General features: G+C 58.8%; 25 protein-coding genes. 7 read left to right on the top strand and 18 right to left on the bottom strand.

The features are described 5' to 3' along the window. Positions 1-95: 95 nt before the first annotated feature. The 18 genes from WNY61_RS04305 to WNY61_RS04220 form a co-directional block, all read right to left on the bottom strand. Positions 96-1,052 carry a CobW family GTP-binding protein gene (locus WNY61_RS04305; protein WP_342850229.1) on the bottom strand — a complete coding sequence of 319 codons (957 nt, stop codon included), beginning with the start codon at positions 1,050-1,052 and terminating at the stop codon, positions 96-98. Then, positions 1,049-1,351 (bottom strand): hypothetical protein, encoded by a 303-nt coding sequence (locus WNY61_RS04300; protein ID WP_342850228.1) that lies wholly within the window; start codon positions 1,349-1,351, stop codon positions 1,049-1,051. The genes WNY61_RS04305 and WNY61_RS04300 overlap by 4 nt, the downstream gene beginning before the upstream one ends. A gap of 57 nt (positions 1,352-1,408) precedes the next feature. After that, positions 1,409-2,311 (bottom strand): polysaccharide deacetylase, encoded by a 903-nt coding sequence (locus tag WNY61_RS04295; RefSeq protein WP_342850227.1) that lies wholly within the window; start codon positions 2,309-2,311, stop codon positions 1,409-1,411. A gap of 43 nt (positions 2,312-2,354) precedes the next feature. Then, positions 2,355-3,707: an amidase gene (locus WNY61_RS04290; RefSeq protein ID WP_342850226.1), complete on the bottom strand. Its 1,353-nt coding sequence runs from the start codon at positions 3,705-3,707 to the stop codon at positions 2,355-2,357. A gap of 10 nt (positions 3,708-3,717) precedes the next feature. Beyond that, entirely contained in the window at positions 3,718-4,824 is a 1,107-nt protein-coding gene (locus tag WNY61_RS04285; protein ID WP_342850224.1) for an ABC transporter ATP-binding protein, read from the bottom strand. A 72-nt stretch (positions 4,825-4,896) separates the two neighbouring features. Continuing rightward, a complete protein-coding gene (locus tag WNY61_RS04280) occupies positions 4,897-6,120 on the bottom strand; it encodes a twin-arginine translocation signal domain-containing protein (RefSeq protein WP_342850223.1) in 1,224 nt (407 codons plus the stop codon). A gap of 67 nt (positions 6,121-6,187) precedes the next feature. After that, on the bottom strand, positions 6,188-6,943 hold the full coding sequence (locus WNY61_RS04275) for an SDR family NAD(P)-dependent oxidoreductase (protein ID WP_342850222.1): 756 nt from the start codon (positions 6,941-6,943) through the stop codon (positions 6,188-6,190). Further along, the gene (locus WNY61_RS04270; RefSeq protein ID WP_342850221.1) at positions 6,940-7,656 is read right to left on the bottom strand and encodes an SDR family oxidoreductase; all 717 of its coding nucleotides are present in this window, start codon (positions 7,654-7,656) and stop codon (positions 6,940-6,942) included. Before WNY61_RS04270 ends, WNY61_RS04275 begins: the two co-directional genes overlap by 4 nt. Continuing rightward, positions 7,653-8,504 carry an ABC transporter permease gene (locus WNY61_RS04265; protein WP_342850219.1) on the bottom strand — a complete coding sequence of 284 codons (852 nt, stop codon included), beginning with the start codon at positions 8,502-8,504 and terminating at the stop codon, positions 7,653-7,655. Before WNY61_RS04265 ends, WNY61_RS04270 begins: the two co-directional genes overlap by 4 nt. A gap of 3 nt (positions 8,505-8,507) precedes the next feature. Further along, complete coding sequence (locus tag WNY61_RS04260; RefSeq protein WP_342850218.1) at positions 8,508-9,374, bottom strand: ABC transporter permease; 867 nt, start codon at positions 9,372-9,374, stop codon at positions 8,508-8,510. Further along, the gene (locus WNY61_RS04255) at positions 9,371-10,456 is read right to left on the bottom strand and encodes an ABC transporter ATP-binding protein (protein ID WP_342850217.1); all 1,086 of its coding nucleotides are present in this window, start codon (positions 10,454-10,456) and stop codon (positions 9,371-9,373) included. The genes WNY61_RS04260 and WNY61_RS04255 overlap by 4 nt, the downstream gene beginning before the upstream one ends. 236 nt (positions 10,457-10,692) lie before the next feature. After that, the gene (locus WNY61_RS04250) at positions 10,693-11,676 is read right to left on the bottom strand and encodes a GntR family transcriptional regulator (protein ID WP_342850216.1); all 984 of its coding nucleotides are present in this window, start codon (positions 11,674-11,676) and stop codon (positions 10,693-10,695) included. Beyond that, positions 11,673-12,908: a signal peptide prediction gene (locus WNY61_RS04245; protein ID WP_342850215.1), complete on the bottom strand. Its 1,236-nt coding sequence runs from the start codon at positions 12,906-12,908 to the stop codon at positions 11,673-11,675. The genes WNY61_RS04250 and WNY61_RS04245 overlap by 4 nt, the downstream gene beginning before the upstream one ends. 164 nt (positions 12,909-13,072) lie before the next feature. Then, positions 13,073-14,044 (bottom strand): biotin-dependent carboxyltransferase family protein, encoded by a 972-nt coding sequence (locus WNY61_RS04240; RefSeq protein ID WP_342850214.1) that lies wholly within the window; start codon positions 14,042-14,044, stop codon positions 13,073-13,075. Beyond that, positions 14,034-14,909, bottom strand: coding sequence for a carboxyltransferase domain-containing protein (locus WNY61_RS04235; RefSeq protein WP_342850213.1), 876 nt, complete (start codon positions 14,907-14,909; stop codon positions 14,034-14,036). Before WNY61_RS04235 ends, WNY61_RS04240 begins: the two co-directional genes overlap by 11 nt. Positions 14,910-14,925: 16 nt before the next feature. Next, a complete protein-coding gene (locus WNY61_RS04230) occupies positions 14,926-16,293 on the bottom strand; it encodes an acetyl-CoA carboxylase biotin carboxylase subunit (protein ID WP_342850211.1) in 1,368 nt (455 codons plus the stop codon). 3 nt (positions 16,294-16,296) lie between these two features. Continuing rightward, positions 16,297-16,533: an acetyl-CoA carboxylase gene (locus WNY61_RS04225; RefSeq protein ID WP_342850209.1), complete on the bottom strand. Its 237-nt coding sequence runs from the start codon at positions 16,531-16,533 to the stop codon at positions 16,297-16,299. Between the two features lie 26 nt (positions 16,534-16,559). Further along, positions 16,560-17,339: a 5-oxoprolinase subunit PxpA gene (locus WNY61_RS04220; RefSeq protein ID WP_342850208.1), complete on the bottom strand. Its 780-nt coding sequence runs from the start codon at positions 17,337-17,339 to the stop codon at positions 16,560-16,562. 127 nt (positions 17,340-17,466) lie between these two features. Between WNY61_RS04220 and WNY61_RS04215 the strand changes: the two genes are divergently transcribed. From WNY61_RS04215 to WNY61_RS04185, 7 genes are all read left to right on the top strand, one after another. Continuing rightward, positions 17,467-18,369 carry a LysR family transcriptional regulator gene (locus WNY61_RS04215; protein ID WP_342850207.1) on the top strand — a complete coding sequence of 301 codons (903 nt, stop codon included), beginning with the start codon at positions 17,467-17,469 and terminating at the stop codon, positions 18,367-18,369. A gap of 107 nt (positions 18,370-18,476) precedes the next feature. Continuing rightward, positions 18,477-19,391 (top strand): AEC family transporter, encoded by a 915-nt coding sequence (locus WNY61_RS04210; protein ID WP_342850206.1) that lies wholly within the window; start codon positions 18,477-18,479, stop codon positions 19,389-19,391. A gap of 125 nt (positions 19,392-19,516) precedes the next feature. Next, on the top strand, positions 19,517-19,834 hold the full coding sequence (locus WNY61_RS04205; RefSeq protein WP_342850204.1) for a cupin domain-containing protein: 318 nt from the start codon (positions 19,517-19,519) through the stop codon (positions 19,832-19,834). 114 nt (positions 19,835-19,948) lie between these two features. Then, positions 19,949-20,914, top strand: a complete 966-nt coding sequence (locus WNY61_RS04200; RefSeq protein WP_342850203.1) for a helix-turn-helix domain-containing protein — start codon at positions 19,949-19,951, stop codon at positions 20,912-20,914. A 101-nt stretch (positions 20,915-21,015) separates the two neighbouring features. After that, complete coding sequence (locus WNY61_RS04195; protein WP_342850202.1) at positions 21,016-23,043, top strand: hydantoinase/oxoprolinase family protein; 2,028 nt, start codon at positions 21,016-21,018, stop codon at positions 23,041-23,043. A 3-nt stretch (positions 23,044-23,046) separates the two neighbouring features. Continuing rightward, complete coding sequence (locus tag WNY61_RS04190) at positions 23,047-25,008, top strand: hydantoinase B/oxoprolinase family protein (protein WP_342850201.1); 1,962 nt, start codon at positions 23,047-23,049, stop codon at positions 25,006-25,008. A 752-nt stretch (positions 25,009-25,760) separates the two neighbouring features. Next, the gene (locus WNY61_RS04185; RefSeq protein ID WP_342850200.1) at positions 25,761-26,450 is read left to right on the top strand and encodes a UTRA domain-containing protein; all 690 of its coding nucleotides are present in this window, start codon (positions 25,761-25,763) and stop codon (positions 26,448-26,450) included. Positions 26,451-26,476: the final 26 nt, after the last annotated feature.

Here is a 26,476-nt window from a genome sequence, read left to right as displayed (position 1 = left end):
CGTCGTCTGGTCAGCTTCAGTCCCGCAAACACCGTAGCTTGGTGTCTACGAAAACCCACAGCACACCTTGGTAGTTCTTGTTGCCGAGGCGCTGCTTAGTCGCGGGTGAAATACGCGAGCGAGCGGCGCAGGTCGTCGCTTTCGTACCCGCGTCCTATGAAAACAATCTGATTTCGGCGGTCTTTCTCAGCGACGGGCAGCAGTTCGGGCGGTTGGACGGATCGACGCACGGCTTGCAGCAAGAGCGGCCCGGCTGGTGTTTCGAACACCCCCTTGACCCGCACCAGATCGTCCCCCCGCGCAAAGAGGAGCGCCGACAACCAGACTGAGAACATGGCCCAGTCCACGTCTTCGGGGACGTCTATCTTGGTGGGGCGGATGGGATCGGCGCCATCTGACAGCAAAGGCAGCGCATAGGCTGAGGCCTCCGGCAGGTCTGACAGCGCGTGGGGCAGGCCCTTCGCTGCGGCTTCGATCTGTGCTGCGGGGTTTAGCTGTTTCGCGGTCGCTTTAACGGCGGCCAGCCTATCGTCAGGCACCGCGTCGACCTTGGTCAAGATAATACGGTCTGCCGCTTCAATCTGGGCGCGGCTCAGGTGTTCGCTGTGCAGTTGCTCAGCAGCGTGGAGGGCATCGACCAGCACAACAATCTCGGCCACGCGGATATGATGCACCAAAACCCCGTCGTTCTGAATCGCCGCAAGGATGGCGGCGGGGTCGGCAAGGCCGCTGGTTTCAAGGACGATCTGATTGGTGCCGCGCATCTCCGCGCTTTGGCGGCTTCGGGTGTCACAAAGGGCGCGCAGGGCGGCAATTAAATCCGCTTTGCCCGTGCAACAGGCGCATCCACCGGCGAGCAAGGTCATACTGGCAGCCTGTGCGGCGAGCAAGGTGTCATCAACCGGCGTCAAGGCCGCTTCGTTTACGAGGATATGCGCACCCGGAAAGGCGCCTTCGAACAACTGATGACGCAGCCATGTCGTTTTGCCCGACCCCAGATAGCCGCCAAGGATTGTCAGGCGCAGGCGGCTGTCGTCCGGGTCCGGTGTCATGGGGCGGAAGGGGGAGCGGTGAAGCGAGGGTCGAGCGGGTCAATCGGGGTGCCGATCTGTCGCGCGGCTTCGCCCCAGACGGCTTCAAGGTCGGGCAGTAGGGCGGTACGGCCAGTGAAAGACGACAGGGCGAAGCCTGGTCCGTGACCGGGCGGTCGGGCGGTGAAGCCATAGCTGCTGAGCAGTCGGTTCAATATCTGCGCACGCCGCATTTGCAGCCGCAAACGGTCGCCGGCATTATCCGCCCCTGCATCGGTCCAATGGCCGGGGCGTGTTGGAAAACCACAGGCGTTGCACATCTTGAGACCTCGTTGCTTAGGAATAGGGCAGCGCAGATCGCGCTGCCCCTTGCTGGCTTAGATCACTTCTGGGCGCTTGTCGCTGTCGAAGGGGAAGCGTTTGCGGAAGTCGTCAGCGATGGTGTTGAAGTCTACCCATTCGACGCCAGAGTGACCGTTGATATATTCGATCAGACGCTCCAGCATCAACAAGACCTGCGGACGGCCTGCGACATCGGGGTGGATGGTAATCGGGAATACGCCGTATTCCATCTCGCGGTAGACCCAGTCAAACTGATCTTTCCACAACTGCTCGATATCACGTGGGCTGACGAAACCGTGGCTGTTGGGGGCGTTCTTGATGAACATCATCGGGGGCAGGTCGTCTACATACCAGTTCGCGCCGATGTCGACGAGGTCGATCTCCTTGCCGTGCTTGAGCGGGTGCATCCACTCGCCAGCGGTCTTGGAGTAATCGATCACATTCCATTCGTCGCCGACGCGGGCATAGAATGGCTGGAAGTCACGGTAGCTTTGGCTGTGGTCGTAGGAGAAACCGTATTTTCCCAGCAAGGCCGCGGTCACCTTGGACATTTCCCACCAAGGCGCAACATAGCCTTTGGGTGCCTCGCCGGTCAGCCCTTTGATAAGCTCGATCGATTTGACCAGAACGTCTTCTTCTTGCGATGGCGTCATCGCGACGGGGTTTTCGTGCAGATAGCCATGCGCACCGATCTCGTGACCGGCTTCGACGATCATATCCATTTCCTTGGGGAAGGTCTCTAGCGAGTGGCCGGGGATGAAGAACGATGTCCGCATCTCATATTTCTTGAACAGGCGCAGCAGGCGGGGCACGCCGACTTCGGTCGCGAAGATGCCGCGCTGGATGTCATTAGGGGAATCGCCCCCGCCATAGGACCCGATTTGGCCCGCGACGGAGTCGATGTCCGTGCCAAAGGCACAATAGATTTTCTTACTCATGTCTCAGTCTCCTCTGATTTTGTAAGTCGTTGTCAGGGCGGCATCAGCCGCGGATGATCTCCTCGCAGCCCAAAGCTGCGGCCAGCAGGGCCGTGTCCTGTCCGGAAGGCGCCGAGAGCAGGAACCCGGTAGGCATGCCGTCGGCATCGGTGCCGTTGGGAATGGACACGCCGCACCAGTCCAGAAAATTGCCCAGCGAAGTGTTCCGCAACGTCAGGCCATTGGCGCGAAAGAACGCGTCTTGGTCCGCTTCAAGGGGGCCGGTCTCCATCGCGGTTACGGGGGTGGTGGGACACAAAACAATGGCGTTCCCGATGGCGGCGGCGGTCGAGGCCATGGTGCGAGCGCGGGCCTGTTGAAGCACCAGCAGGTCAACGGCGCTCATGGTTTCGGCCAGCTTGATCCGACGCACCACGCGGGCGTCCATCTGCTGTGCCTCGGCCCCGCAAATCCGGTCTTGATGCAGGACCAGCGCCTCGGCACCGGCCAGAACGCCGTGCTGGGCGATCAAGTCAGTCAACTCGGAAAGTTCGGGCAAAGACATGCGACTCACGCGCGCGCCAGCCGCTTCAAGCCGCGACACAGTAGCGTCGAAGTTTGCGGCCACTGCGGGAGCGAGGTCATCGAGCAGCACATTATCGGGAATAACGAAGTTTAGCGTTCCGGAGTCTGCCGCCTGTGCCTCTGGCGCGTCCTTTCCGCGCAGAACTGCATCGAATAGCGCACAGTCGGCCACCGTGTGGGCCAGCGGGCCGATCGTGTCGAGCGATTTAGCCAGCGGATAGACCCCCGTCATCGGGTGGCGCCCGGACGACGTTTTATACCCAACGACCCCGTTAAAAGAGGCCGGTATGCGCACTGACCCGCCGGTGTCTGAGCCCATCGAAATCGGTACGATCCCCGCCGAGACCACCACGCCGGAGGCCGAGGACGACCCGCCGGGGCTGCGGGTCTGTCCTGCAGGGGCGTGGACGTTGCGCGGGGTGCCGTAATGCGGGTTGAGGCCGATGCCGGAGTAGGCGAACTCGGTCATATTCACAGTGCCGGTGCTGATGATGCCAGCGCGATGCGCCGCCGCGATGACCGGCGCGTCTGCCTGTGCTGGGGGATCGTTCTTGGTCACCACGGCCCCGGCGGTGGTCACGCGGCCCTTAAGGTCAAACAAGTCCTTCCAAGCCACCGGCACCCCGTCAAGCGGGCTGGCGGGCAGGCCAGCGCGATACCGCAAGCGCGCGGCTTGCGCCTCGACCAACGCACGGTCGCGCAGGGTGTCGATATAGATCGCGTCGTCGCCATGCGCTGAGAGGCGCTCAAAGACCTGCTCAGTCACGGTCACCGCGTCAAGTTTGCCGGAACGCAGCCCTGCTGAGATTTCGCTTGCCGTCAGATGACCCATGCGAGCCCCCTTAGTGGTCGATTACGGTGGCATTGGCGGATTTCCACGCGATAAACGCGCTTCCTCCGGCCTTTAGCCTGTCGCGATATTTGTCCACATGGCCTTCGACATTAATCAATTTGCCGTCGGCAAAACGCACGATCATATGCATGATGTGGCCCACGATTTGTAGACGGTCGATGGTGCAGGGGATCGCGTTGGAGCCAAAGTTGGCGCGTATTTCATCTTGGGGCACATCGGCAGGCACAAGGTCCACCGCTTCGGCGGGAAGAATGATGCTCATCTCCCGGCCTGTGTGCGCGTCGATACCCGCGCGGTTCGCACCGCCAAAGGTGCCAAAGGCGGTGTCCAGCATCACAGTGCCATTCTGCTGTTCCCTGACGGTTCCGGGCAGGATGGCATTAGAGCCGATAAAGCGGGCCACGAACTGGCTGCTGGGGCGGGTGTAAAGCTCACGTGGAGGGCTGACCTGTTCCACGCGGCCCGCGTTCATCACTACGATCCGATCGGACAGAGCAAGTGCTTCGGACTGCGCGTGGGTCACAAACACAAAGGTAATCCCAAGGTCGCGCTGGAGCAGCTTCAACTCGTTCTGGATGCTTTTGCGCAGGTTCGCATCAAGCGCGCCGAGCGGTTCGTCCAGCAGCAGGATGTCGGGCTCAACTACAAGCGAGCGGGCCAGTGCGATACGCTGGCGCTGGCCACCCGACAGGCGGGCAGTCGGCATGTCGGCGATGCTACTCAGGCCAAGTTTTTCGAGTATCTCGTCAACTTTGCGGTTCGCTTCGTCGCGCGGCATCTTCTTAACTTCAAGGCCGAAGAGCACGTTCTGGCGAACATTCATATGCGGAAAGAGCGCGTAGTTTTGAAAGATCATCGAGGTCGGGCGTTTCTCGGGCAGTTGATCGTTCACGCGTTTGCCGCGGATCATCAGATCGCCAGAGGTGACCGTCTCAAACCCCGAAATCATCCGCAGGGTCGTGGATTTTCCGCATCCCGACGGGCCAAGGAATGCAATGAATTCCCCTTTTTCGACATCCAGATTGAAGTCGATAACGGCCGGAGTTCCATTGTCGTAGGTCTTGTAGACATTTGTGAGCTGAAGATCGTAGGCCAAGGGAAAACGTCCTGTTCGGGGGAAAAGGGAAGGGGGAGGTTCAGCCGGAGGGCCGGCTGAACCGTTCGTGCATTAAGCGGAAAGGAATTCGTCCCACTTTTGGATGAGCAGGTCGTACTCATCCGGCCACTGGTGCCAGTAGGCGACGTTCGAGGCGCGTTCTTCGAGCGAGCCGCCATCGCGCAGATCGCCCTCTTTGATCCCGCGCTCGGTTTCGCCAACCCATGGCTTGCCCTCGTACCAGAAGGCATATTTGTCGGGGTCCATAACGTTTTTGACGTTGGTCGTGGGCGAGTAGTAGCCCTGTTCGGACACCGCAATGGCGGGCGGGCCGGACAGCCAGTAATCAGCATAGGCTGCAACTGCTTCGAGGTTCGACGACGTCTTAAGGGGTGCCACCCCGATCGCCCAGCCACGGTAGCCGCTTTCCATGGTGGCATAGGAGCATTCGACGCCCTGCGCCTTGACCGCCATGACCGCCGGTTGCCATGCATCAGCAATGACCATCTCACCCGAGGCCAGCAGGTTCACCAACTCGCCGAAGTCACCCCAAAGCGCACGGAACTGGCCTTCCTTCTTCTTGGAAATCAGGAACTTGGCCGCTTCGTCAATCGCAGCAGCGTCCGGGTTGCCCGGGTTGGCCACTTCCAGCAGACCCAATTCGTTCATAGCCAGAACCGCCTGACCAAATGCGATAAGCGGGTCGACGTTCAGACCTGTTTTGCCCTTGAACTTGGGATCGAACAGGGACGACCACTTGGCGGCCTCTTCCGCATCCACGATGTCCGGGCGGTAACCGATGGAATCGTAGTTGTAGACAGTCGGAACCATGTTGAGGCGGGTCTGGCTTTCGTCTTCCCAGATTTGACCGACGATCTGTCGGTTCAGGTCCCAGCGGTCTGACGGTTTGGTGAAGGTTTCGCGAATACCGGCCCAGTTCTCAAGGTTCTCGGCAGGGATCGGCGCCAGCTTGTCGGTTGCGACCATTGCAGCAAGACGTTCACCGATGATTTCCCAGCAATCATAGGCATCCGACCCGGAGAGGATCTCTGTCTGGGTGTTGGGAAAGATGTCAGCCTTGCCACTGACCGATCCGACACCGGATTGCTCTTTGAAGTCGTTCAAGATGCGTTCCTGAACTGTCACCGACAGGCCAACAGTCCGCAATTCCTGGTTGCCCAGTTCAGCAGCGAATGCCTGCTGGGCCCCAAGGAACGGCATCCCTCCTGCAGCGAGCGCGGCGGTGCCCGCTGTGGTCTTTAGAAAGTTGCGTCTAGAGAAATTCGAGTGTGTCACTTGTATACTCCTTGTTGAGGTCGTTTAATTTTAGTTGTTATTGGGAAGGCAGACCTTCCTTGCGTGTTCAGTAGCGCCCGACCATCAGCCCACCGTCCACTGTAATGACCTGTCCTGTCAGATACCGCGCGGCATCCGACGTAAGGAAACCCACGACATCGGCGATGTCGTCGGGCTGTCCGATCCGGCCCAGCGGGACGATCTCGCCCACTGTCTTGGCGCCTTCGGGACCAAGTGAATGTTTCTCTGATAAAAGCTGCGCGGTGCGGATATAGCCCGGTGCAACGCCGTTAACGCGCACCCCGTGGCCACCCAGTTCCACCGCCAAACCCCGGACGAGGCCCACGACCCCCGCCTTCGCAGCAGAGTAGTGGACATGCTCGTCCCAGCCATAGGCAACGCCCATGATCGACGACAGACAGACAATCGCCCCACTGCCGCGCGCCTTCATCCCAGCAGCTGCGGGGCGGATTACGCGCAGCATCCCTTTGAGATCAATGTCGAATGTCTGATCCCATTTCTCGTCTGTCAGTTGCTCCAACGGGACGCGGTGGGCAATGCCTGCATTGGCGACGATCGTGTCGATTTTGCCAAAGCGGGTTTCGATGTCCTTGACCACGGCGTCAGCGCGCTTGGTGTCGGTAACATCGAGATGCTGAAACTCAGCCTCACCACCCGCCTTGCGGATCTCCTGCACGACATTGCGGCCCTCATCCTCCAGCACATCGGTCACCACAACATGGTCTCCGCGTGCGGCCAGCGCCTTGGCCGTGGCCCGTCCGATGCCAATACCGGCGCCCGTGATCAACGCGATTGAGGTCATAGCATTACGTCTCCGGAATTGGGTGACAGGGTCTGGCCCACGTAAATCCGTGCGGCGTCTGAGCAGAGGAAAGCGACGGTTTCTGCCACATCCTCCGGCTCGCCAAAATGGCCCAGCGGAAGCTCGGCCGCCTTGGCCGCACGCCAGTCGTCCGACAGGGCGCGCACCAATTGTGTGTTGATCGGCCCGGGCGCCACGGCATTGACCCGCACGCCTTGGGTCGACACCTCGCGGGCCAGCGCCTTGGTCATGCCGATGATCCCCGCTTTCGCAGCAGAATAATGCACCAGTTCGATCCCACCAATTTGCCCTAACTGCGAAGCCATGTTGACCACACAACCGGAGTTGTTTTTCAGCATCTGAGGCAGGACCGCGCGGGTACAAAGATACGTGCCGCGCAGGTGGACCGCGATCATACGGTCAAAGTCGGCAGGCTCCAGATCGACGAAGCGTGACTGGTGAACATGGCCTGCGTTGTTGACCAGATGCGTCGGTGCGCCAAAGGCTTCGGTGCAGCGCGCCACCATACGGGCGACATCGGCCTCATCCGACACATCACCTTGCACCGCGATGCCACCGACTTCTTTGGCAGCACGCTCTGCGGCATCGGCGTCGTAATCATTGACGGCGACATTGTACTCCAGTGCCGCGAGCTTTTTTGCGACCGCCAGCCCGATCCCCGAGCCTGCGCCTGTGATGATGACGGTGCTCATGCGATGTCTTCCTGCATGGCCATCTTCTTGGCGCGCCGCACGCTCAGCGCCATCAGGATGCCGTAGACCGACAGCAGCGCGAAGGAGAACAGGGTGGTCATAACGCCGAAGGCAAAGATGTTCGGGTGAATCTCGACCGAGAATGTGCCGTAGATCGCCAGTGGCAGGGTCTGGTCCCGTCCCGAGGCGAAGAGGGTGCGCGGGAATTCATCGAAACTCAGCGTAAAGGCAAAGAGCATCGCCGACAGTACGCCGGGGAAGATCAGCGGGAACGTCACCTTGCGGAAGGTCGTCATGGGTGACACGCCGAGAGACCAAGAGGCTTCCTCGACCGAGCCGTCAAAGCGGTTGAGGATCGCTAACATCACGAGGAAGGCAAAGGGGAAGGTATAGACCACATGCGCCAGAAACGCCGTGCTCCACCAGTGCCGCTCGACCCCGATCACGTTGTTGGCCAAAAGCGACGTGCCCAGCCCGGTCAGTACACCCGGCACCATCATGCCCAGCACGATCAGGTAGAACACGATGCCCGCGCCACGGAACCGTTTACGGAATGCCTGTGCCGCCATGACACCCAGAACCGTCGCGGTGACCATCGTCATAAAGGCGAGCACAAGCGAGCGGATCAGGGCTTCGCCAACAGGCAAGGGCGCGATCCGGGACGGGGGCGTCAGGCCGAAGAGGTGTTGATACCAGTAGGTAGACCAAGAGATGATCGGGAACTGGGGTCCGCCTTCGGGGCCCTGCTGGAAGGACAGGATGCCCAGCACAATGAACGGGCCATAGAGGAACAGGATGAACAGGCCGACATATACGGCGAGGATTGGTTTAAGGACCTTGGATTCCATCTCTCAAATCTCCCGCTTCAGATCGACAATGCGCAGGAAGCCTGCAACCACGATGCCCAGCAGAATCGTCAGGATCACCCCAACGACCGAAGCCATGGCCCATTTCAGCGACCCGACCTGCGTCACGATGATATTGCCCAGCAGGTTCACTTTACGCCCGGAGAGGGCACCCGATGTGGCGAACTCCCCCAACACCATGACGCTGACAAAAATGGCGCCGACGACGACACCGGGAAGGCTGAGCGGGAAAATGATTTTCCAGAAGATGCGCCCAAAGCCAGCGCCAAGGTCACGAGCCGCTTCAATAATGTTGCGGTCGATACGGCCCAGCATGAAGGCAATGGGGCCGACCATGAAGACCACGTAAATCTGGGTCATTCCGATGATGACTGACAGTTCCGAGAACAGCAGCACTTCAATCGGGCTGTCGATCAGGCCGATCTTCTGAAGAATGATGTTAATCGCGCCCTCTTTACCCAGCATCGGCCGCCACGCCAGCACGCGGATCAGAAAGGACGTCCAGAAGGGGATCACACAGAGCACCAGCAAGACAGTCGAGAGTGTCTTACTCTTGACCAGCAGCCCCACAAAAAGTGCTGCCGGATAGCCGATGAAGAAGGTCAGCGACAGGACGATCAGCCACAGGCGGATGGTTGTCCACAGCGCCCCGACGTAGGCCTCTGAGGCAAAGAAGTTCCTCCAGCTGTCGAGAGTCAAGGTGGAGTTGATGGCAAAAGTGGTCTGCGTCCAAAACGATACGTAAAGGATCATCATGATCGGGGCGACGAGGAACAAGATCATCCAGACAACGCCGGGGGCGAGCAGGCGGAAAGTGTTCGACTTGTCCCGGTTCGAGGTAGCAGCGCTCATCTTGCGGTTTCCTTTCCGAATACGATCGCCTGCGCGGGATCCCATGACAGTATGTAATTTTCCCCAAAGGCTAGGTCGCGAGGTTCACCAAGGCTGAGGTGGTGGTCGACCTCGACGGTTTTGCGGTCCTCGGTTTCGAATAAAAACACGATCGACGATCCGAGGTATTCACTGGCAAGGTAGCGAACCGGCAAAGCAGGGCCGGGCAAATCCACCGCGTCCACGTCGAATATTCCGGTGCGGTCATAACGGATTGCATAGACGTCGCTGTTGTTCGGTCGCGCGGCAGATACGGGCACTGAGCCGAAAGGACCGTCAAAGACGCCCTCATTTAGTTTGCCGTCGAAGAGGTTGAATCTGTTGAGAAACAGCGCCACATCCGAGATGGCAGGGCTGTCGTAGATCGTGTCGGGCGTGCCGTATTGCACGATCTGGCCCTTATCCAACACTGCCACCTGATCGCCCATCGCTAGTGCTTCGGTTTCGCTGCCGGTCACATGGAGGAAAGTCACGTCGAGCCGTTCGCGAATGGCGCGTAGCTCGGTCTGCATCCGTTCGCGCAGGTTGGCATCCAACGCGCCCAGAGGTTCATCCAGCAGCACCAGTTTCGGCTGCAACACAAGCGAGCGGGCCAGAGCGACGCGTTGTTTCTGGCCGCCCGAAATCTGATCCGGGCTGCGGTCTTCCAACCCGGTGAGACCCACCATGTCAATCGCGCTTGTCACCCGATCTGTGATGTCATTCTCGGCCACTTTGGTAGCGCCATTACGCAGCCCGAAGGCCACGTTTTCAAAAATGGTCAGATGTGGAAAGAGGGCGAAGTTCTGAAACACAAAGCCAATGCCGCGCTCATGGGCGGGCAGGTCGGTGATGTCGCGCCCCTGAAACCAGATGCGTCCCTTATCCGGCTTTTCAAATCCAGCAATCACGCGCAGTAGGCAGGTTTTACCAGACCCCGAAGGCCCAAGCAGCGCGATGTAGCTGTTGTCTTCGGCAACAAAATCGATGCCGTCGAGCGCAGTCAGGTCGTCGTACCTGCGCGTCACACCCTCTAGTCGGAATATAGGTTCGCTTTGCGTCATAGAGCCCTCTCTGTTTCGCGAAGGCAGCCCTCATACACAGATGCGGACAGCAAAAGGTCGCTCTTCCGGCGCCTCTTCGCAAAATGTATAAAGTATGAAATGGCTAATTGGATTTTATAGCAAGAGCCATCTTTTCGGAAGAATCGCCCTCAAAAGCTACCTATAGTAGAAATAGTGGCGGAATATTGACTTTTATTCCGATATAGAAATGAATTTCGGGTCCGATATCCATTTTTTTAGACGGGGGTCAGATATGGCGGCAACGACTCGCTTTCCGGGATCAGAGCAACAATTTTGAGGCGGGCGAGACTCTTGAACGAAAGAATGCGCAGGTGTTCCTTCAGGTACGCCGTCGCAGCGCTCATCTGGCGAGATCCGATAAGTTCAAACAGGGTTCGGTACTGGTCCAACGCGACAGGATCTATCGGCAGACCGAGATCGCTAAGCGCTTTGTCCATCGCCGAGAGCAGCAGGCGATTGTTGCTGATTATTTCCACTAGCGCACTGTTGGGCGCGCGCCCAAGGCAAAGTCGCATCAGCGCATCTTCAAGCTCTGCCGAGTCCTTCAGCTTGCCGCTTTCGATCTGTCCGCAGACTTGCACGATCTGTGCGTGGTCGATGTGGTCGGCGGCCTGTATCAGGGCGGCTGGCTCCATGATGCTGCGCAACTCGAATTTTTCGCGCAGTGTTCTCGCTGTCAGCGGCCCGGCGAGCCAATGCGAGGTTGCTCCTTTGCGGATCAGCCCGCGTTCATTAAGGCGGCTTAGTACGTCCCGGGCCACTGTTCGGCTAACGCCGAGGTGGTTGGCCAACTCTGTCTCAATCACCCGGAACTCGCCGAAAATCTGGCAGGCGGCGATTTCGGCCTCAACCTTGTCATAGACCCTCTGCCAAGTCCCACGCACCGCGAGGGCCGAGCGAGAGACGTTTGGAATTTCGAAGCCAAACTCTTCGAGTGGTTTGCGGATCGGGGTGGAGTTGGTTTTACCGTTGCCGACCAAATAGCCGCGCCCGCGAAATCTGTGGATTAGCCCTTCGGCATTAAGCATGCGCAACGAGGCCTGCACAGGCGCGCGACTGGTCTGCATCAACTTGGCAATCGGCCCTTCAATCAGGACAAACCCGTCCGGCAGGCGCCCGGAACGGATGTTGTGTCGCAAAACGCTGCTGATGGTTTCATAAAGCGGCTCTTGCCCGGGGGCGATGGGGTTCGCGCTCATGGGGTTGGGCTTCCCAACGACCTGATAAAACGCTTCCAAGCGCGGGCGGCGTAATTGTATTCGTCCATGACTGTGTTCCAGAGTGCAATCCGGCTGACCCGCTCACGGTAGGCGCCGCCGGGGCGGCGCTGGCCGGTGCGTACGACGATCTTGCCGTCCGGGCCTTTGAGATCGCAACGGGCAGGATCTCCATCGTACCAATAGCCCCATTCCTCGGGGCTGAGATATTCCCGTACGCCTTTCGGGTTCGTCATGTAGTGCCCCTGCCGCGCCATCAGGGCTCCCGCCGGGCCGGTCAGCCACCAGTTCAGATACTCATAGGCCATGTCCAATTTTGCGCCTTCGAGGTGCCGTGCGAGCGATGCACCACCATGCCACGCCCGATACCCCTCGCGCGGAACGCTTTCGCGGAAAACACCAGCCATCTCCCCCAAGTTACCATAGGAGGGCGACCACATGCTCTGCACCGAGACGCGGTCTGCTTGAATAAGCGCTTCGGCCTCATCGGGCGACAGCCAACTGCCGACGAAAAAACCCTGTTGTCGCAAGGTTTCGAGCAGCGCCATGAGGCTGTCGATCTCGTCTACCGTCATGTTGCCGATGTCTTGGAACGTGAGATCACCGTTGGCCTCTGCCGCAAGAGCCGCGTCGAAAATGCCGATTGCGGGCTCGTCGACTAGCGCGATCCGCCCGCGGGCGCGTCGGTCCAGAAGCCAAGCCCAGCTTGACCCCTCCGGACCTTCGTCCCCGAAAAGGCGGCGGTCAAATCCGAAGCTGTCAACGTTATGCGTAGTTGGCAGCATGCTGATGGTCGGCATAGGTTGCTGACCCAGCGTGCCGTCGGGCTGGACATAGAGCTTGCGTACCGGGGCATCGCCATGGCCCTGCCAAGTGTACTTGCTGATTCCGCCAGCCTTGGCGAGATCGCCGATGTCGTCCCACTGCTTAATCCGGTGGGTCTGGATCGGCTGCAACGCCCCCCAGTACCAGACAATATCGAGGTTGTGAAAGCACTGCTCGTAAATGTCGTAGCCTTGCGGGTCGACCGCAGCGCGGTGCTGACAGGTCAAAAAATCGAGAGACTCGTGCTCAATGTCAAAGCCGAGGTCCGCCACGGCCATCTTGCGCACTTCCTCCAGCAGAGTCACATCCGTGCCCCGTACCCGCAGCAGACGTCGCTTTTGGTGTTGGGGTGAGGCAAGTTTATTCATCTGGGCTGGATCGGCGGACATTGTGGGCTCTGCTTTCCCTTCAATAGGGGAAGATACCGCCCCGACATGGATGTTTGCCTGCAACATCAGAACTTAAACGCGATTTGCATTCAAGGGAGCATATCAATGTGTCGCCCCGGCGGCCTGATACAAGCAGGGCGCCGGGGCGATGGGTTGGTGCAGGCTTAGCCGAGGTGGGTGCGGACCGCTGCAAGCATCTTTTTGCGGGCGGTACGCGCCTTCAGGGCTTCGTCCATACCCACTTTGCGGAACTTGACCGGCGTATGCGGTTGCAACTGTCCGATCAGGTCCATGTCGGCCGAGATGATCGCCCCCAGTGTGAAATAGCCACCCCCCGAAACCGCATCGCGGTGCAAGACGATGGGCTCCAACCCGCCCGGCACCTGAATGGAGCCGTAGGAATAGCAGCCGTCGACAATGTTAGAAGGATCGGCCCCAGCACCGAAAGGCTGTTCGCGGTCGACAAACTCAAGCGGTTTGCCACCCTTGAAACGGTATCCCATCCGGTCCGCCTCAAGTGCGACGCTCCAGTCGTCGTCAAAGAACCCCTCCTGTGCTGCAGAAGTCAGGCGGTGCCAGTACAGACCGGGCAGCACCCGGAGCTCGGCAGGGTTGCCCGGCAGGCGGCGCAAGTCCGTTGGTACGTTCAAACCCGGTTCGATCATCTCAGCTTCGCCCAGCGGGATCACGTCGCCGGCCTGCACATTGCGGCCTTCGATGCCGCCAAGCGCGCCAATCGGATAGGTCGAACGGCTGCCGAGGGCAGGGGGGGTATCGATCCCACCGCTGATCGCGATGTAGGCGCGCGCCCCGGATTTGAGGAAATCGAATTTCAGCGTTTGACCGGCCTTTACCTCAAAGGCTGTCCAGCCGTCCTGTGGCGCGCCGTCCACCTTTGCAGGCAGGTCCGCGCCGGTCACAGCGACGAGCGCGTCCTTTTCAAAGACGATCTCAGGCCCCATGAACACCACTTCGAGCCCTGCGGCGCCTTCGGGGTTGCCGACCAACATGTTCGCGACGCGCAGCGCGAAACGGTCCATCGCCCCACCAATGGGAATGCCAAGGTGGAAATAGCCCGGGCGGCCCAAATCCTGGATTGAGGTCGAGAGGCCCGGTTGAATGACTTTAAGCGACATTGAGCGCCTCCATCAGTTTGGCGTTGGTGCCGGGCATATCCGCGTTGAAGGCTTCAAGATCGAAATCGACCTCAGCAATGCGCGGCACATAGGTATCGGCTTCCACCTCGGCCAGAATGCGGTCATATTCTTCCCGGTCGATCGGCTTCCATTTCACGATGTCGCCCGGTTTGAAGAACACCATGAAGTCGCGCAGGTAGCTTTGCTTCTGCTCGGGATCGAAGATTGGCATCGGCGTGACGCCAAACATCTGGTAACCGCCTGCACCCCGTACCGAATAGACGCAAGAGAAACAGCCACCATAGCCGACGGTCTGCCTGGGCGTGTCCGTGCGCGGGCGCAGGTATTTCGGCACTTGCAACTGCTTCTCGCGCTCGACCAGTTGATAGAGGAACGGCAGCCCTGCGACGAAGCCCACCATCGACACGAACCACGGTTGCGAATGGTGCGCTTCGATAAAGCCTTCGGCATTGTTGAACCCGTTAATCCGCGCGGCATAGTCAAGATCGGTGCCTGACGGGTCTTGATGGCGCTCGCGGAACCGCATGAGGGTCTCGTGAGTCCAGGGATCTTGATAGTAGACCGGGATTTCGATGATCCGCGTTTTTAACCGCTTCTCGGCATCCTCGGCCTTGTGCTCAAGCTCCTGCACCTTTTTCATCATCGCTTCGGGCGCGATGACATCAGGGTCGAAACGGACCTGAAAAGACGCGTTTGCCGGACAAATTTCCGTGACGCCCTCGATCTTGGCGTCGCGGACGGCATTACTCATCGAAAGGGATTTAAAGAACGCGTCCAGCGACATTTCATCGTCCATCTCGACGTAGATGTGTTCGTCGCCGCCGTGGGTATAGCGTGTTTTCACGATTTGCCTCCTGTGGTTAGGGGGTTGGTTTGAGATTGCCCGCCGCCAGCCAAGGCTCGAGCCATTGCGTATGGAAATCGTCCGCCCGCACCGAAGGGTCATGCGCCAGTGCAAGGTGCAGCGGTTTCGTGGTTTTCAAGCCGCCAATCTCCAGCCCCTCAAGCGCGGTAATCATCAGCTCAATGGCGGCGTCACGATCCTTGGCATGGACAATCAGCTTGCCCAGCAGAGAGTCGTAAAACGGCGGCACCTGATAGCCTTCGTAGAGGAAGTGATCGAAACGGATCCCTTCGCCTTCGGGCAGGCGCAGGCTGGTGACCTGACCCGGAAAGGGGAGGAACTGCATCATCGGGTCCTCGGCGTTCAACCGCACTTCAATCGCATGGCCGCTGCGGGTGATGTCCTCTTGAGACTGGCGCAGTTTGCCACCGCCTGCCACATGGATCATTTCCTGGACCAGATCGGTCCCGGTCAACATTTCGGTCACCGGATGCTCGACCTGAATGCGGGTGTTCATCTCGATAAAGAAGAATTCTTTGGTGGCACTGTCGTAGAGATACTCCAATGTCCCCGCGCCGACGTAGCTTACTGCTTTGGCCAACGACACTGCGGTGTCGCACAGATGGGCGCGGGTGGCCTCATCCAAGCAAGCGGCCCCGGCTTCTTCCCAGACTTTCTGGCGGCGGCGCTGCATAGAGCATTCACGCTCGAAATAATGGACCGCGTCGGTGCCGTCGCCCATGATCTGGACTTCGATGTGGCGGGGCGACTGAATTGCGCGTTCGAGGTAGAGCCCGCCGTCCCCAAATGCTGCCTTCGCTTCGGCCTGCGCCTGCGGGGCCATCTTGCGCAAATCCGCTTCGTTATCGGCAATGCGAATGCCCTTGCCACCACCACCGGCAGCGGCCTTGATCATCACCGGATACCCCAGATCGGCAGCGACTGACACCGCATCATCCACCGTATCAAGCCGTCCTTTCGAGCCGGGCACGACAGGGACGCCCGCCGCCTCGGCAGCCTGTCTTGCGGCCACCTTGTCGCCCATGCGGTCAATGGTGTCCGCCGAGGGGCCGACAAAGGTGATGCCAGCGGCCTCCAGCGCGCGCACGAAAGATGCGTTCTCGGCCATGAAGCCGTAGCCGGGGTGAACCGCATCCGCCCTGGTTGCCTTGGCCGCTGCGACCACCGCCTCAATGTTGAGATAGGATTGCGCGGCCTGCGCGGGGCCGATGCAGACGGCTTCATCCGCCTGCCGGACTGCCAGCATATCGGCATCGGCTTCGGAATGGGCCTGAATGGTGTGAATGCCCATTGCTTTGGCAGCGCGGATGATCCGCACGGCGATTTCGCCTCGATTGGCGATCAGCAAGCGTTTGATAGGCATCTATCAGTCCTCGATTTCTGCCAGCGGTGCGCCCGCGCCAATCGCCGCCCCGTCGTCAATGAGGTAGCTTTTGAAGGTGCCCGAGGTCTCAGCCTTGACGTCGATGAAGGTCTTCATGACTTCGATGAGACCGACGACGTCTCCTGCGGCAACCGCGTCGCCGGACTGCTTGTAAAGCGGCTCGCCTGGGGCGGACTGGGTGTAAAATGTGCCGGGAACGGGGGAAAGAACCTGTGTCATGTTGGTCTCCTGTTTAAGTGATGTATTCAAAGGGTTTTCGCGACTTCGGCGGCGGTGGCGATACGGATGCCTGCCTCTTGCAGGCCCGCGCGGATGGCTTGACCCATGGCCAGCGCACCGGGCGTGTCGGAATGAAAACAGATCGAGTCGAAGGGGATTTCGATCTCATCCCCCTCTACCGTGGTGACCATGCCCGTCTTGCAGGCCTTGACGCATTTCTCGGCGATCTGTTGTGGATCGGGCCGCCCGACCTGCCGGGTAAAGACGATAGAGCCGGAATTGCCGTATTCCCGGTCCGCATAGAATTCGCGGATTACAGGGTGGCCCGCCCGTTTGGCGGCGGCATAGGTCTTGGACACGCTCATGCAGAACAACAGCGCATCGGGGCTGGTGGCCTGTAGCGTATCGACCAGCATCTGCGATAATTCCTCGTTCCCGGCGGCTTCCATGTAGAGGGCACCGTGAAGCTTGACGTGCTGTAAAGGCGCGCCGTGGCGGCGGCCGAATTCGCGGATCGCGCCGATCTGGTAGACGATGTCGTTGATCAGCTCTGCCGCGTCGGTCTTGATATAGCGCCGCCCGAAGCCCTGAAGATCCGCATAGCCTGGATGTGCGCCCAGCCCGACACCATGCGCTTGGGCTAATTTGACGACACGGTCCATCGAGTTGGGATCACCCGCATGAAAGCCCGCGGCGATATTGGCGGAACTGATGATCTGCATGATCTCTTCGTCTGGCGCTTCGCCCAGCACCCACTGGCCAAATCCTTCGCCCATGTCACAATTTAGATCGACGGCCTCTTTCATGATCTCACCCCTTCACTGGTCTGAACCAATGATGGCAGTTTAATGTAAAATTGATATTTCTTTTTTTCATTGAAGCATTATCAGGAATTCAGATAAGAATATATGCGGTAGGTCAGAGGTGTAAGCTTTGAATTTCAAACACTTAAAGTATTTTGTTGCAACGGCAGAAACCGGGCAAGTCAGTCGGGCGGCGAAATTGCTTTCAATATCACAATCTGCGGTTACGGGGTCGGTCCGTGATCTTGAGGCTCTTTTGGCCGTTACGCTGTTTCAACGCCGCGCTCAGGGCATGGAGTTGACAGAGGCAGGGCGGGAATTCCTGCCGGTGGCGCGGGACATTTTGGAGAAAGTCGACGCGGCCCACCAGATCCATCGCGGCACCTCCGACATTAGTGGCAGCTTGACCATCGCCGCGACCTATACCGTCCTAGGGTATTTCTTGCCCTTTCACTTGGGCCGTTTGGCCCAGCTTTATCCCCAAATCGACATTCGCATCGTCGAATTGAACCGGCAAAGTATTGAGGAACAACTGCTGCGCAGCCAGATCGACATGGCTGTAGCGTTGACGTCGAACATACACCGCGACGGGATTGAGACGCTGACCTTACTTAAGTCCCCAAGGCGGCTCTGGGTCCCGGCGGGGCATCGATTTTGCGAGGGCGGGGCGGTGTCGCTGCATAGCATAGCCAAGGAGCCTTACGTCATGCTGACCGTGGACGAAGCCGCTCACTCGACAATGAAATACTGGAACAGCAACAACGCGCACCCCAGCGTTAAGCTGCGCACTTCTTCGGTAGAGGCGGTGCGCTCGCTGGTGGCAAACGGTCAGGGGGTCACGATCCTGTCGGATATGGTGTATCGGCCTTGGTCGCTGGAAGGCCGGCGGATCGAAACAGTGTCGACAGATGTGGAAATACCGACGATGGACGTCGGGCTAGCACTTAATCGGTCCACGACGCTCAAGCCCGCCACACAGGCGCTGAAGTCATATTTCACCTCTGCTTTCCTATCCCCAAAGTTGCAGTTTTAGATGCGACAGCCTTGTGCTGACCAGAGACTTTACCCATAGAGTTGCGCCATGATTTCCCGAACCAACGCATGTGACAATAGTGTGTCTGGGTTGACGAGCGCCGTGCTGTGATCGTCGGTCTGGGCCTAATTGCACCCTTCTTTATCTACATACTCGCCGGGGTTGTGGCCCAGCTTTTGCTTCGGCACGGGGCGGAACAACAGCGCTGGTTGGATGCCTTCATCTTCTACCTCGCCCTCCCTGCGCTTTTGTTTCAATCGGTGCGGGTGGTACCGCCTGGGGCGGCCAGCCTCTTGGGCTTTTTGGCGGTGACAACGGCGATGACCGGGCTGATGTTTGTGATCGGCTGGCTGATCGGTCGCGGCAACAAGACGCAGGACCATCCGGCGGTCTTTGGCCTTGCGGCGAGCTATTCCAATATCGGTTATATGGGACCCGCGCTGACCGTTGCCGTACTCGGCCCTGCGGCGGGCGCCCCGGCGGCTTTTGTCTTTTGCGCCGATGTCCTGCTGATCTTTACCATTTGGCCTGCCATGATCGGGGAAGGGCGGCGCGGCTTTGCCCGTTTGGCTCAATCCCTGCGCAAGGTCGTAACCCATCCGTTTATCCTTGCCACGCTGGCCGCGCTCGTGTTTGCGCGCACGGGCTGGGTGCTTCCGACCTTCCTCGACACGCCCCTGACCGGGTTCCAGAACGCCGCCGCCCCCGCGGCACTGTTTTCGCTGGGCCTCACGCTGGCGCGCAATCGTGGTGGCGCAATGGGCGCAAGGCTCGGGGCCTGCCTTGGGGTAAAGCTGATTGTGCATCCTCTGGCGGTGGCGCTGGCATTCATGGTCGTCTCTGGGTTTGACCCGATCTGGGTCGCGACCGCGATCATCATGGGCGCTTTGCCTCCGGCGGCGAACGTCTATGTCATGGCACGCGCCGAGGGGATTAGCGTCCCTCTTTCTGCGCGCACCGTCCTATACGGCACAGCATTTTCAGCGATTACACTGCCTCTGGTCATATCGCTCGTCGGCTAAAACTACAGCGGCAACTGGCATGGCTGTGCCAAATCATTCGACGGATCGCATGAGAATGGCTAGCATGATCCCGGAAACGGAGCGCAGCCTGTTGCGCCGGTCTTCGATCAGGAGAGGGCGCCTAGATGTGCAATACAGCCAAACACGGCACCGCGATTCCAACCGTTTTGATCGATAACGATCGCACTCGCGTCACGCGTTGGAGCTTTTCCGGGCACGGTGACAACACTGGCTGGCACCGCCACGAATACGATTATCTGGTCGTGCCCGTCCAGGACGGTGTGCTGGATATCCGCACCGCAGACGGGGCCATCAGTCAATCAGAGCTTAAGGTCGGCGTGCCCTATTTCCGCAAGCGTGGTGTGGAACATGACGTGCTGAACGGAAACGACGGGGACTTTGCCTTTATCGAGATTGAGTTCCTTGAAGACGCCGCCAGCTAGGGCCGATCCAAATTTTTGTGCGCAAATCACCTATTTTGCGCGCGGGTTCTAGATAGAGTTTACCAAGGAAAAGAGGTCCGCGTTTCAAACTAAAGCGCCGGACGGGAGGAAAGGATGCTTGTTTCGACCGACAATAACGTAGCGACTGACAAAAGCGCGATGTGGTCCCGGACAATCTCTGAGACCTATTTCCCGTTGTCGGTACAGTGCCGCGATCCACAAGCGTTCAGCGGCTCGCTCAGATCGTGGGGGCTGGGCATATTAGGTCTTTCGGAGATGCATTGCGACGGGGTCATGTACCGCCGCCACAAAAGCCACTTTGCTGAAGAAAAGGACAACAGCCTGCTGATCACGATCCCCCATGCGGGAGATGTGCTCTTTGAACAGGCGTCACGCCAGACGCGCTGCGTGCCTGGCAGCTTTTTGGTGGAACAGGGGGACATGCCATATGAATTCTCACATGCGCAGCGCAATAAGCTTTGGGTGCTGAAAGTCCCGACCTCCAGCGTGCAATCCCGGCTGGGGCCGACTGAACGCCTGAGTGCGCTGACCTTTGACGCGACATCGGGCGTCGGGTCCTTCTTTGTCGGGGCGGTGCGCAATACCATCGACAGTATCGAGGTCATCAACGACGCCGCGCGCGAGTTGGCAGGTCAGCACCTGCTTGACCTTCTGTGCCTTTCGATGCGCAGCGACGATCGCATCTTGGACAGTTCCGTTTCCACAATCCGCGCAGCGCACTTGCAACGTGCAGAGCAATTCATCCGCGATAACCTCGCAAACCCGACCCTCACACCGCTGCTTGTGGCCGAGTCTTGCGGTATTTCCCTGCGGTACCTTCAAGGGTTGTTTGCCGAGAACGAATGCTCGGTTGCGGGCTATATCCGCGATAAGCGGCTGACCCGCTGTCACGAGACGCTCAAGATGGCCCATGACAGTTCGACGATGGCACAGATCGCCCACAAATGGGGCTTCTACGACCACGCGCAGTTTTGCAAACACTACCGCAGCCGATTTGGCTGCACGCCGTCAGACACCCGCAAGAAATCTCGGGCGGAGGCTGAGCACCGCCCCGAATAACAGACAGCAAGATAGCCACGAAACCAAATGACTGAGCCTTCGGGGCGCAGAACAATGCCGGTCGGCCATTCGACAGGCATGCAACAAGTTAGGAACAGCAGATGACCAAGACGAGAGTGGCGGTAGACGTCGGAGGGACCTTTACTGATGTATGCATCATGGACGAGGACACCGGCCAGATCCGGATCGAAAAGACCCCTTCGACTCCTGACGATCCGATGCGCGCGATCATGACAGGTGTGACGGATGCGAAGGTGGACTTGGCGGATGTCACCATGTTCTCGCATGGCACGACGGTGGCCACAAATGCGCTGATCACCCGCAAACTCCCGCGGGCCGCGATGGTTTGCACCGAGGGCTTTCGCGACGTGGTTGAAATCCGGCGGTCGAATAAAGAAGACCTTTGGGACACCTACAAGGACGTCGCCAAGCCCTACATCCCCCGGCGCGACCGGCTGACCGTCAAGGAACGCATCGACGCTGGCGGCAAGATCATTCGAGAGCTGGATGAAGAGGGTGCGCGACGTGTCGCAGCCATCCTGAAGAAGCGCGACGTAAAGGCAATCGCGGTCTGTTTCATCAACTCCTACATAAACGGCGAGAACGAGGTTCGGATGCGCGAGATTCTTCGCGAAGTGATGCCTGATGTGCATATCTCAATTTCCTCCGAGGTGATGCCGGAGATATTCGAGCATGAGCGATTCTCGACCACGATGGTCAACGCCGTCGTCTCGCCGGTCGTGGTCGATTACGTCTCTCGCCTTAGCGACAAGCTAAAGGAGGGCGGCTATAAACGCGACTTGCTACTGCTGCACACCGGCGGCGGCGTTATGACACCGGCGAGCGTCAAGGATTTTGCCGCCCGTCTGGCCGGGTCCGGCATCGCGGCAGGGGCTATCGCGAGCCGGTTTATCGGCAACCTGTGCGGCTATGAGAATTCCATCGGTTTCGACATGGGGGGCACCAGCACAGATGTGTCGCTGACCTACCGGGGTGAATCCACGGTCACCAAGGATTGGTACATCGAATACGGCTACCCGATCCGCTTTCCGAGCATCGAGGTGCTGACCATCGGCGCGGGCGGCGGATCGCTGGCGTGGAAGGACGAAGGAGGATCGTTGCGTAACGGGCCGCAATCTGCCGGGGCGCATCCGGGACCGGCCTGTTATTCAAACGGCAATGAGGTCGCCACAAACAGCGACGCCAATGTCGTCCTTGGCCGTCTGGGCCACAGCCTTGCGGGTGGTGACATCACGCTCGACCCCGAACTGGCCGAAAAAGCGGTGCGCGAAACGGTGGCGGAACCCTTTGGGATGGAATTGCACGCAGCGGCAGAGGCGATCATCGACGTGGCGAATGCAAATATGGCCAATGCCGTGCGCCTGCTGTCGATCAGCCGCGGCCATGATCCGCGCGATTTCGCCTTGGTTGCCTTTGGGGGGGCGGGGGCTCTGCATGGTGCGGCGGTCGCCCGCGAGCTTTCAATCCCGATTGTCATTGTGCCACCGAACCCCGGTGTCACCTCAGCGATGGGCTGCTTGCTGGTCGATATCCAACATGACTTCTCTGACAGTTTCATGGCCGATGCCGCCAGCACGACGCCAGAAGACCTCGAAACCGCCTTTGCTCGGATCGAAAAAGAGGCGGTCGAGCGGTTACGCCACGAAGGCGTATCGCCCGATGACACGGTTCTGCAGCGCACGGTTGAGATGATGTATCAAGGCCAGTGGCGGTCCCTTGCGGTTTCGGCGCCGTCAAAAATTACCAGCACTGAGTACCTCGTGAACGGTTTCCACGCCGAGCATGAGCGGGAATACAATTTCCGGCGCGAGGAATCGCCCGTTAGCATATTCAGGGTAGGGGTTAAGGCCACCGGCGTGGTGCAAAAAGCAGAACTGCCATCGTTTGACGTGGTCAAGCACACCCCCGAACCAACCGGCAAGCGCGACGTCTGGTTCAAGGGCAAGGCCTGCGAGGCGGCTGTCTATGACCGGGCCAAAATGAAGGCCGGGGCAGAGTTCAGCGGTCCTGCCATCGTTGAGCAAGTCGATTCCACAGTGGTCATACCGCCCAAGGCTGTGGCGTCGGTCGATCAATACATGAACATTCTTATTCGCGTGAAGGATTGAACCATGAACACCCCAACCAGACCCGACCTTGATCCGGTCACCTTCGAAGTTCTGAAAAACTCTTTCATCACCTCTGTTGACCAGATGGCAGAGCAAATGCTGCGCACCTGTTATTCTTTCGTGATCTACAACCGTGACTTCTCGAACGGTTTGCATGATGCCCAAGGTAACTGCGTGGCGCAGGGCAACTCGGACATCGCCGTGCATGTGGGCACGCTGCATTACACCTGCAAGGATGTGATCCGCGCCTTCGAGGGCGATATGTACCCGGGCGATGTCTATGCGATCAACGACCCCTACGCAGGCGGGACGCATTTCAGCGACGTGCGCTTGATCCGCCCCATTTTTGACGAAGAAACGCTGATCGGCTTTTCACAGTCCAACGGGCATTGGTCCGACCTAGGCGGCTCGGTCCCCGGATCGTTCAACGTCTCGGCTCACGAGATGTTTGGTGAGGCCGTGCGGATCACCCCAATCCGGCTGTTCCGCAAGGGCAAATTTTGCGCCGACGTGGCCAATATGATCGCGGCCAACACACGCGATCCGGCATCCATCATTGGTGATATCCATTCGCAGGCACAGGCCACACAGGTCGCTGAACGCGAACTCCAGCGCCTTGTGGGCAAATACGGGCGCGATCAAGTGACCCAAGGCATGGAAGAGGTGCAGGACTATGTCGAGCGCGCCGTGCGCCAGCGCATTTCGGACCTGCCCGACGGCACATGGGAGGCGGTAGACTATATCGACCGCGATCCCGGTGCGGGAGAAGGAATGATTCCGATCCACATCAAGATGACGATCAAGGGTGATGAAATACTCTATGATTTTGAGGGCAGCCACCCAACGATCTCGTCGATCTATAATTCGGCACATGGGGCGACATTCTCGGCGGTGGTGGCGGGGATGAAGACCTTTTTCCCCGACCTGCCGCTCAACAGCGGTTTCTACCGCATGGTCGAGATCAAGGCGCCCAAAAACAGTGTGGTGAGCGCCGAATGGCCCGTGGCGGTGACCGGCTTTTTGATGCCGTTCGAAAAGATTATGAATGCGATTTTCGAGATGTGGTCGCAGATCATGCCAGAGCGCGCCATCGCCTGTGCTTTTAACCTTGAATACCTGCTCGCCGGGGGCAACGACCTGCGCAAGCCCGATAAACCGATCTACATGTTCTACGAATGGCTCCCTGGCGGCTGGGGGGGGCGAAATGGCAAGGATGGCAGCGACGTCACCACCGCCTGTTTCGGCACCGGCCTAATGTCGCAGCCTTCTGAGGGTAACGAGCGTGTAAACCCGACGCGGGCGGATGAATTCCAGATCAAGCAGGACAGCCCCGGCCCCGGTAAATGGCGCGGCGGCGCAGGGGTCATTAAGGCCTCAACGCTGCTGGAGGCAGATAACACCGTGATGTCTTATATCTGCGACCGCGAACGCGCGGTGGTCTGGGGCGTCGAGGGCGGCCTACCGTCCATGCCGCACGGTCTGATGGTCGAACACGCCGACACCGGGGAGCAGGATTGGCTGGGCTCGGTCTTTTCCAACTACAAGATCAAAAGCGGTGACAAGTTCACCCGGCCCACAGCAGGCGGCGGCGGATACGGCGATCCGGTGCAGCGCGACCCAGAGCGGGTACGCCAAGATGTGATCGACGAATATGTTTCTGTCGAACGGGCAAAGATCGACTACGGGGTGGTTATCAAAGTTAACGATGCCGATATGCTGGATTACGAAGTCGACATCTGCGCGACGGAACAGGCCCGTGCCCATATCCGCGAAAACCGCGTGGCCTGGGCGCGCATGGACCCCGAGGATGTCTCTCGCATGTACCGCGAAGGCGAAATTAACGAGATGGACGCAGTGCGACAATACGCGGTCATCCTCGATTGGGGCAGCGGAGAGTTCATGCCCAAATCAACGCAGCAATTCCGCGAAAGCTTTGAGCGGCGCTCCGTCGCGCATTGGACCTGAGGCACACGGTCTGGCAGGTTTCCCTGCCAGACCTTGCTTACCTTACGCTAAAACAGCTGACCTCTCACCGGCAGCCGGGGGAGGACCAAGGAGTTGGGCGGGAAAACCTTACTCACACAACGGTCTAAGATTAGCGCAGATCGATGGAAGTGTTGGATCATAAGTTACTGATTTTACATATTTTCGACTTTATTCAAAACCCCCCGCCGCGAGGCGTGCCGGTTCGAGTCCGGCCTTGGGTACCACCTTGTTTTCGCAAGGTTTTCCGTAAAAATCCATCTAGATATCTATGGCTGTTTTATGCTGATCTCCGGCTTTTAACCTTTGGTTATTGATTGATGAGAGGTCGCGCTGCTGGGCTTTGATGTGGGGAGTTGGCTGGCGCGCGAGAGATCGGAATCGCCCGAGACAGCGCCAGCCTTCTTCGGTGGCGACTTGGTCCAGCATCTCGGTGGCAATGTCACCGGGCTGCAATCCGACCGCTTCAAAGATGAAAATAGTGACAATCTAAAGTGGTAAAGAAGCAATCAGCAGGCGCTCACCACGTTAGACAGGGTGGGATCTATATTCACCACTTTTCCCTTGATTGATTTTATTATGTCTAGATTTATGTTGATATATCGCGTTTGTGTAGGCTCATTGAGGGACCGTTTAGCTGAGCTGAAAACAGCCGGGTTTGCTCGCTTGGTGCGCTTATAAAACTGATGTAAATCAACAAAGAACAGTCACGTAGCCTTATGATTGGTCGGTATATGAAATCCACCTACAAAGATGTTAAGTCCGACCTTTTGTCTAAAATCACAAAGGGCGAATGGGCGCCGGGTGATCTCATTCCAAACGAAGTTGAGCTGGCCACGACTTATGGTTGCGCACGCGCAACTGTAAACCGCGCGATGCGCGAACTGGCCGATGACGGGATTATTGAACGTCGGCGCAAGGCAGGAACGCGTGTGCGTATGACGCCCGTGCGTCAGGCCCGCTTTGACATTTCTGTTGTTCGCGACGAGATCACGGAAAAAGGGGGTGACTACCGTTATTCACTGGTCAGCCGCACGGTTGCTGTCGCACCCGATTGGCTGCGGGCGCGTTTGCAATTACCAGTAGATGCCAACGCTCTGCATTTAGTGTGCATGCATTATTCTGACGGTGTCCCCTACGAACACGAGGATCGCTGGATAAATTTGACAGCCTTGCCCGATGCCGCGGGCGCAGATTTTTCAACTGAATGTCCGACCGAGTGGTTGCTCGCCACGATACCATTTTCAAAGGCAGAAATTAACCTCTCGGCGGAACTGGCGGATCAAAAGCTATCCGATTATCTGGCCTGTTCGATTGGCGATCCGGTGTTTTCGGTTGAACGGTCCACATGGTGGGAAGGTGACGCCGTAACCTACGTGCGGTTGTCGTATCGCCCCGGATACCGGCTTACGACCCGTTATTAATTCTTGGGGGACGGGGGCGCGGTGTT

The organism is Sulfitobacter sp. AS92 (assembly GCF_038900015.1).
Lineage (GTDB): Bacteria > Pseudomonadota > Alphaproteobacteria > Rhodobacterales > Rhodobacteraceae > Sulfitobacter.
The sequence above is the reverse complement of the archived record's forward strand: the minus strand, read 5'-3'. Positions and strand labels throughout refer to the sequence as shown.

What these genes read in the sequence shown, in the direction of transcription:
- WNY61_RS04305 (WP_342850229.1), bottom strand. Translation starts at nt 1,052, where the DNA reads ATGACACCGGACCCGGACGACAGCCGCCTGCGCCTGACAATCCTTGGC.
- WNY61_RS04300 (WP_342850228.1), bottom strand. Translation starts at nt 1,351, where the DNA reads ATGTGCAACGCCTGTGGTTTTCCAACACGCCCCGGCCATTGGACCGAT.
- WNY61_RS04295 (WP_342850227.1), bottom strand. Translation starts at nt 2,311, where the DNA reads ATGAGTAAGAAAATCTATTGTGCCTTTGGCACGGACATCGACTCCGTC.
- WNY61_RS04290 (WP_342850226.1), bottom strand. Translation starts at nt 3,707, where the DNA reads ATGGGTCATCTGACGGCAAGCGAAATCTCAGCAGGGCTGCGTTCCGGC.
- WNY61_RS04275 (WP_342850222.1), bottom strand. Translation starts at nt 6,943, where the DNA reads ATGACCTCAATCGCGTTGATCACGGGCGCCGGTATTGGCATCGGACGG.
- WNY61_RS04270 (WP_342850221.1), bottom strand. Translation starts at nt 7,656, where the DNA reads ATGAGCACCGTCATCATCACAGGCGCAGGCTCGGGGATCGGGCTGGCG.
- WNY61_RS04265 (WP_342850219.1), bottom strand. Translation starts at nt 8,504, where the DNA reads ATGGAATCCAAGGTCCTTAAACCAATCCTCGCCGTATATGTCGGCCTG.
- WNY61_RS04260 (WP_342850218.1), bottom strand. Translation starts at nt 9,374, where the DNA reads ATGAGCGCTGCTACCTCGAACCGGGACAAGTCGAACACTTTCCGCCTG.
- WNY61_RS04255 (WP_342850217.1), bottom strand. Translation starts at nt 10,456, where the DNA reads ATGACGCAAAGCGAACCTATATTCCGACTAGAGGGTGTGACGCGCAGG.
- WNY61_RS04250 (WP_342850216.1), bottom strand. Translation starts at nt 11,676, where the DNA reads ATGAGCGCGAACCCCATCGCCCCCGGGCAAGAGCCGCTTTATGAAACC.
- WNY61_RS04245 (WP_342850215.1), bottom strand. Translation starts at nt 12,908, where the DNA reads ATGTCCGCCGATCCAGCCCAGATGAATAAACTTGCCTCACCCCAACAC.
- WNY61_RS04240 (WP_342850214.1), bottom strand. Translation starts at nt 14,044, where the DNA reads ATGTCGCTTAAAGTCATTCAACCGGGCCTCTCGACCTCAATCCAGGAT.
- WNY61_RS04230 (WP_342850211.1), bottom strand. Translation starts at nt 16,293, where the DNA reads ATGCCTATCAAACGCTTGCTGATCGCCAATCGAGGCGAAATCGCCGTG.
- WNY61_RS04225 (WP_342850209.1), bottom strand. Translation starts at nt 16,533, where the DNA reads ATGACACAGGTTCTTTCCCCCGTTCCCGGCACATTTTACACCCAGTCC.
- WNY61_RS04220 (WP_342850208.1), bottom strand. Translation starts at nt 17,339, where the DNA reads ATGAAAGAGGCCGTCGATCTAAATTGTGACATGGGCGAAGGATTTGGC.
- WNY61_RS04205 (WP_342850204.1), top strand. Translation starts at nt 19,517, where the DNA reads ATGTGCAATACAGCCAAACACGGCACCGCGATTCCAACCGTTTTGATC.
- WNY61_RS04200 (WP_342850203.1), top strand. Translation starts at nt 19,949, where the DNA reads ATGCTTGTTTCGACCGACAATAACGTAGCGACTGACAAAAGCGCGATG.
- WNY61_RS04195 (WP_342850202.1), top strand. Translation starts at nt 21,016, where the DNA reads ATGACCAAGACGAGAGTGGCGGTAGACGTCGGAGGGACCTTTACTGAT.
- WNY61_RS04190 (WP_342850201.1), top strand. Translation starts at nt 23,047, where the DNA reads ATGAACACCCCAACCAGACCCGACCTTGATCCGGTCACCTTCGAAGTT.
- WNY61_RS04185 (WP_342850200.1), top strand. Translation starts at nt 25,761, where the DNA reads ATGAAATCCACCTACAAAGATGTTAAGTCCGACCTTTTGTCTAAAATC.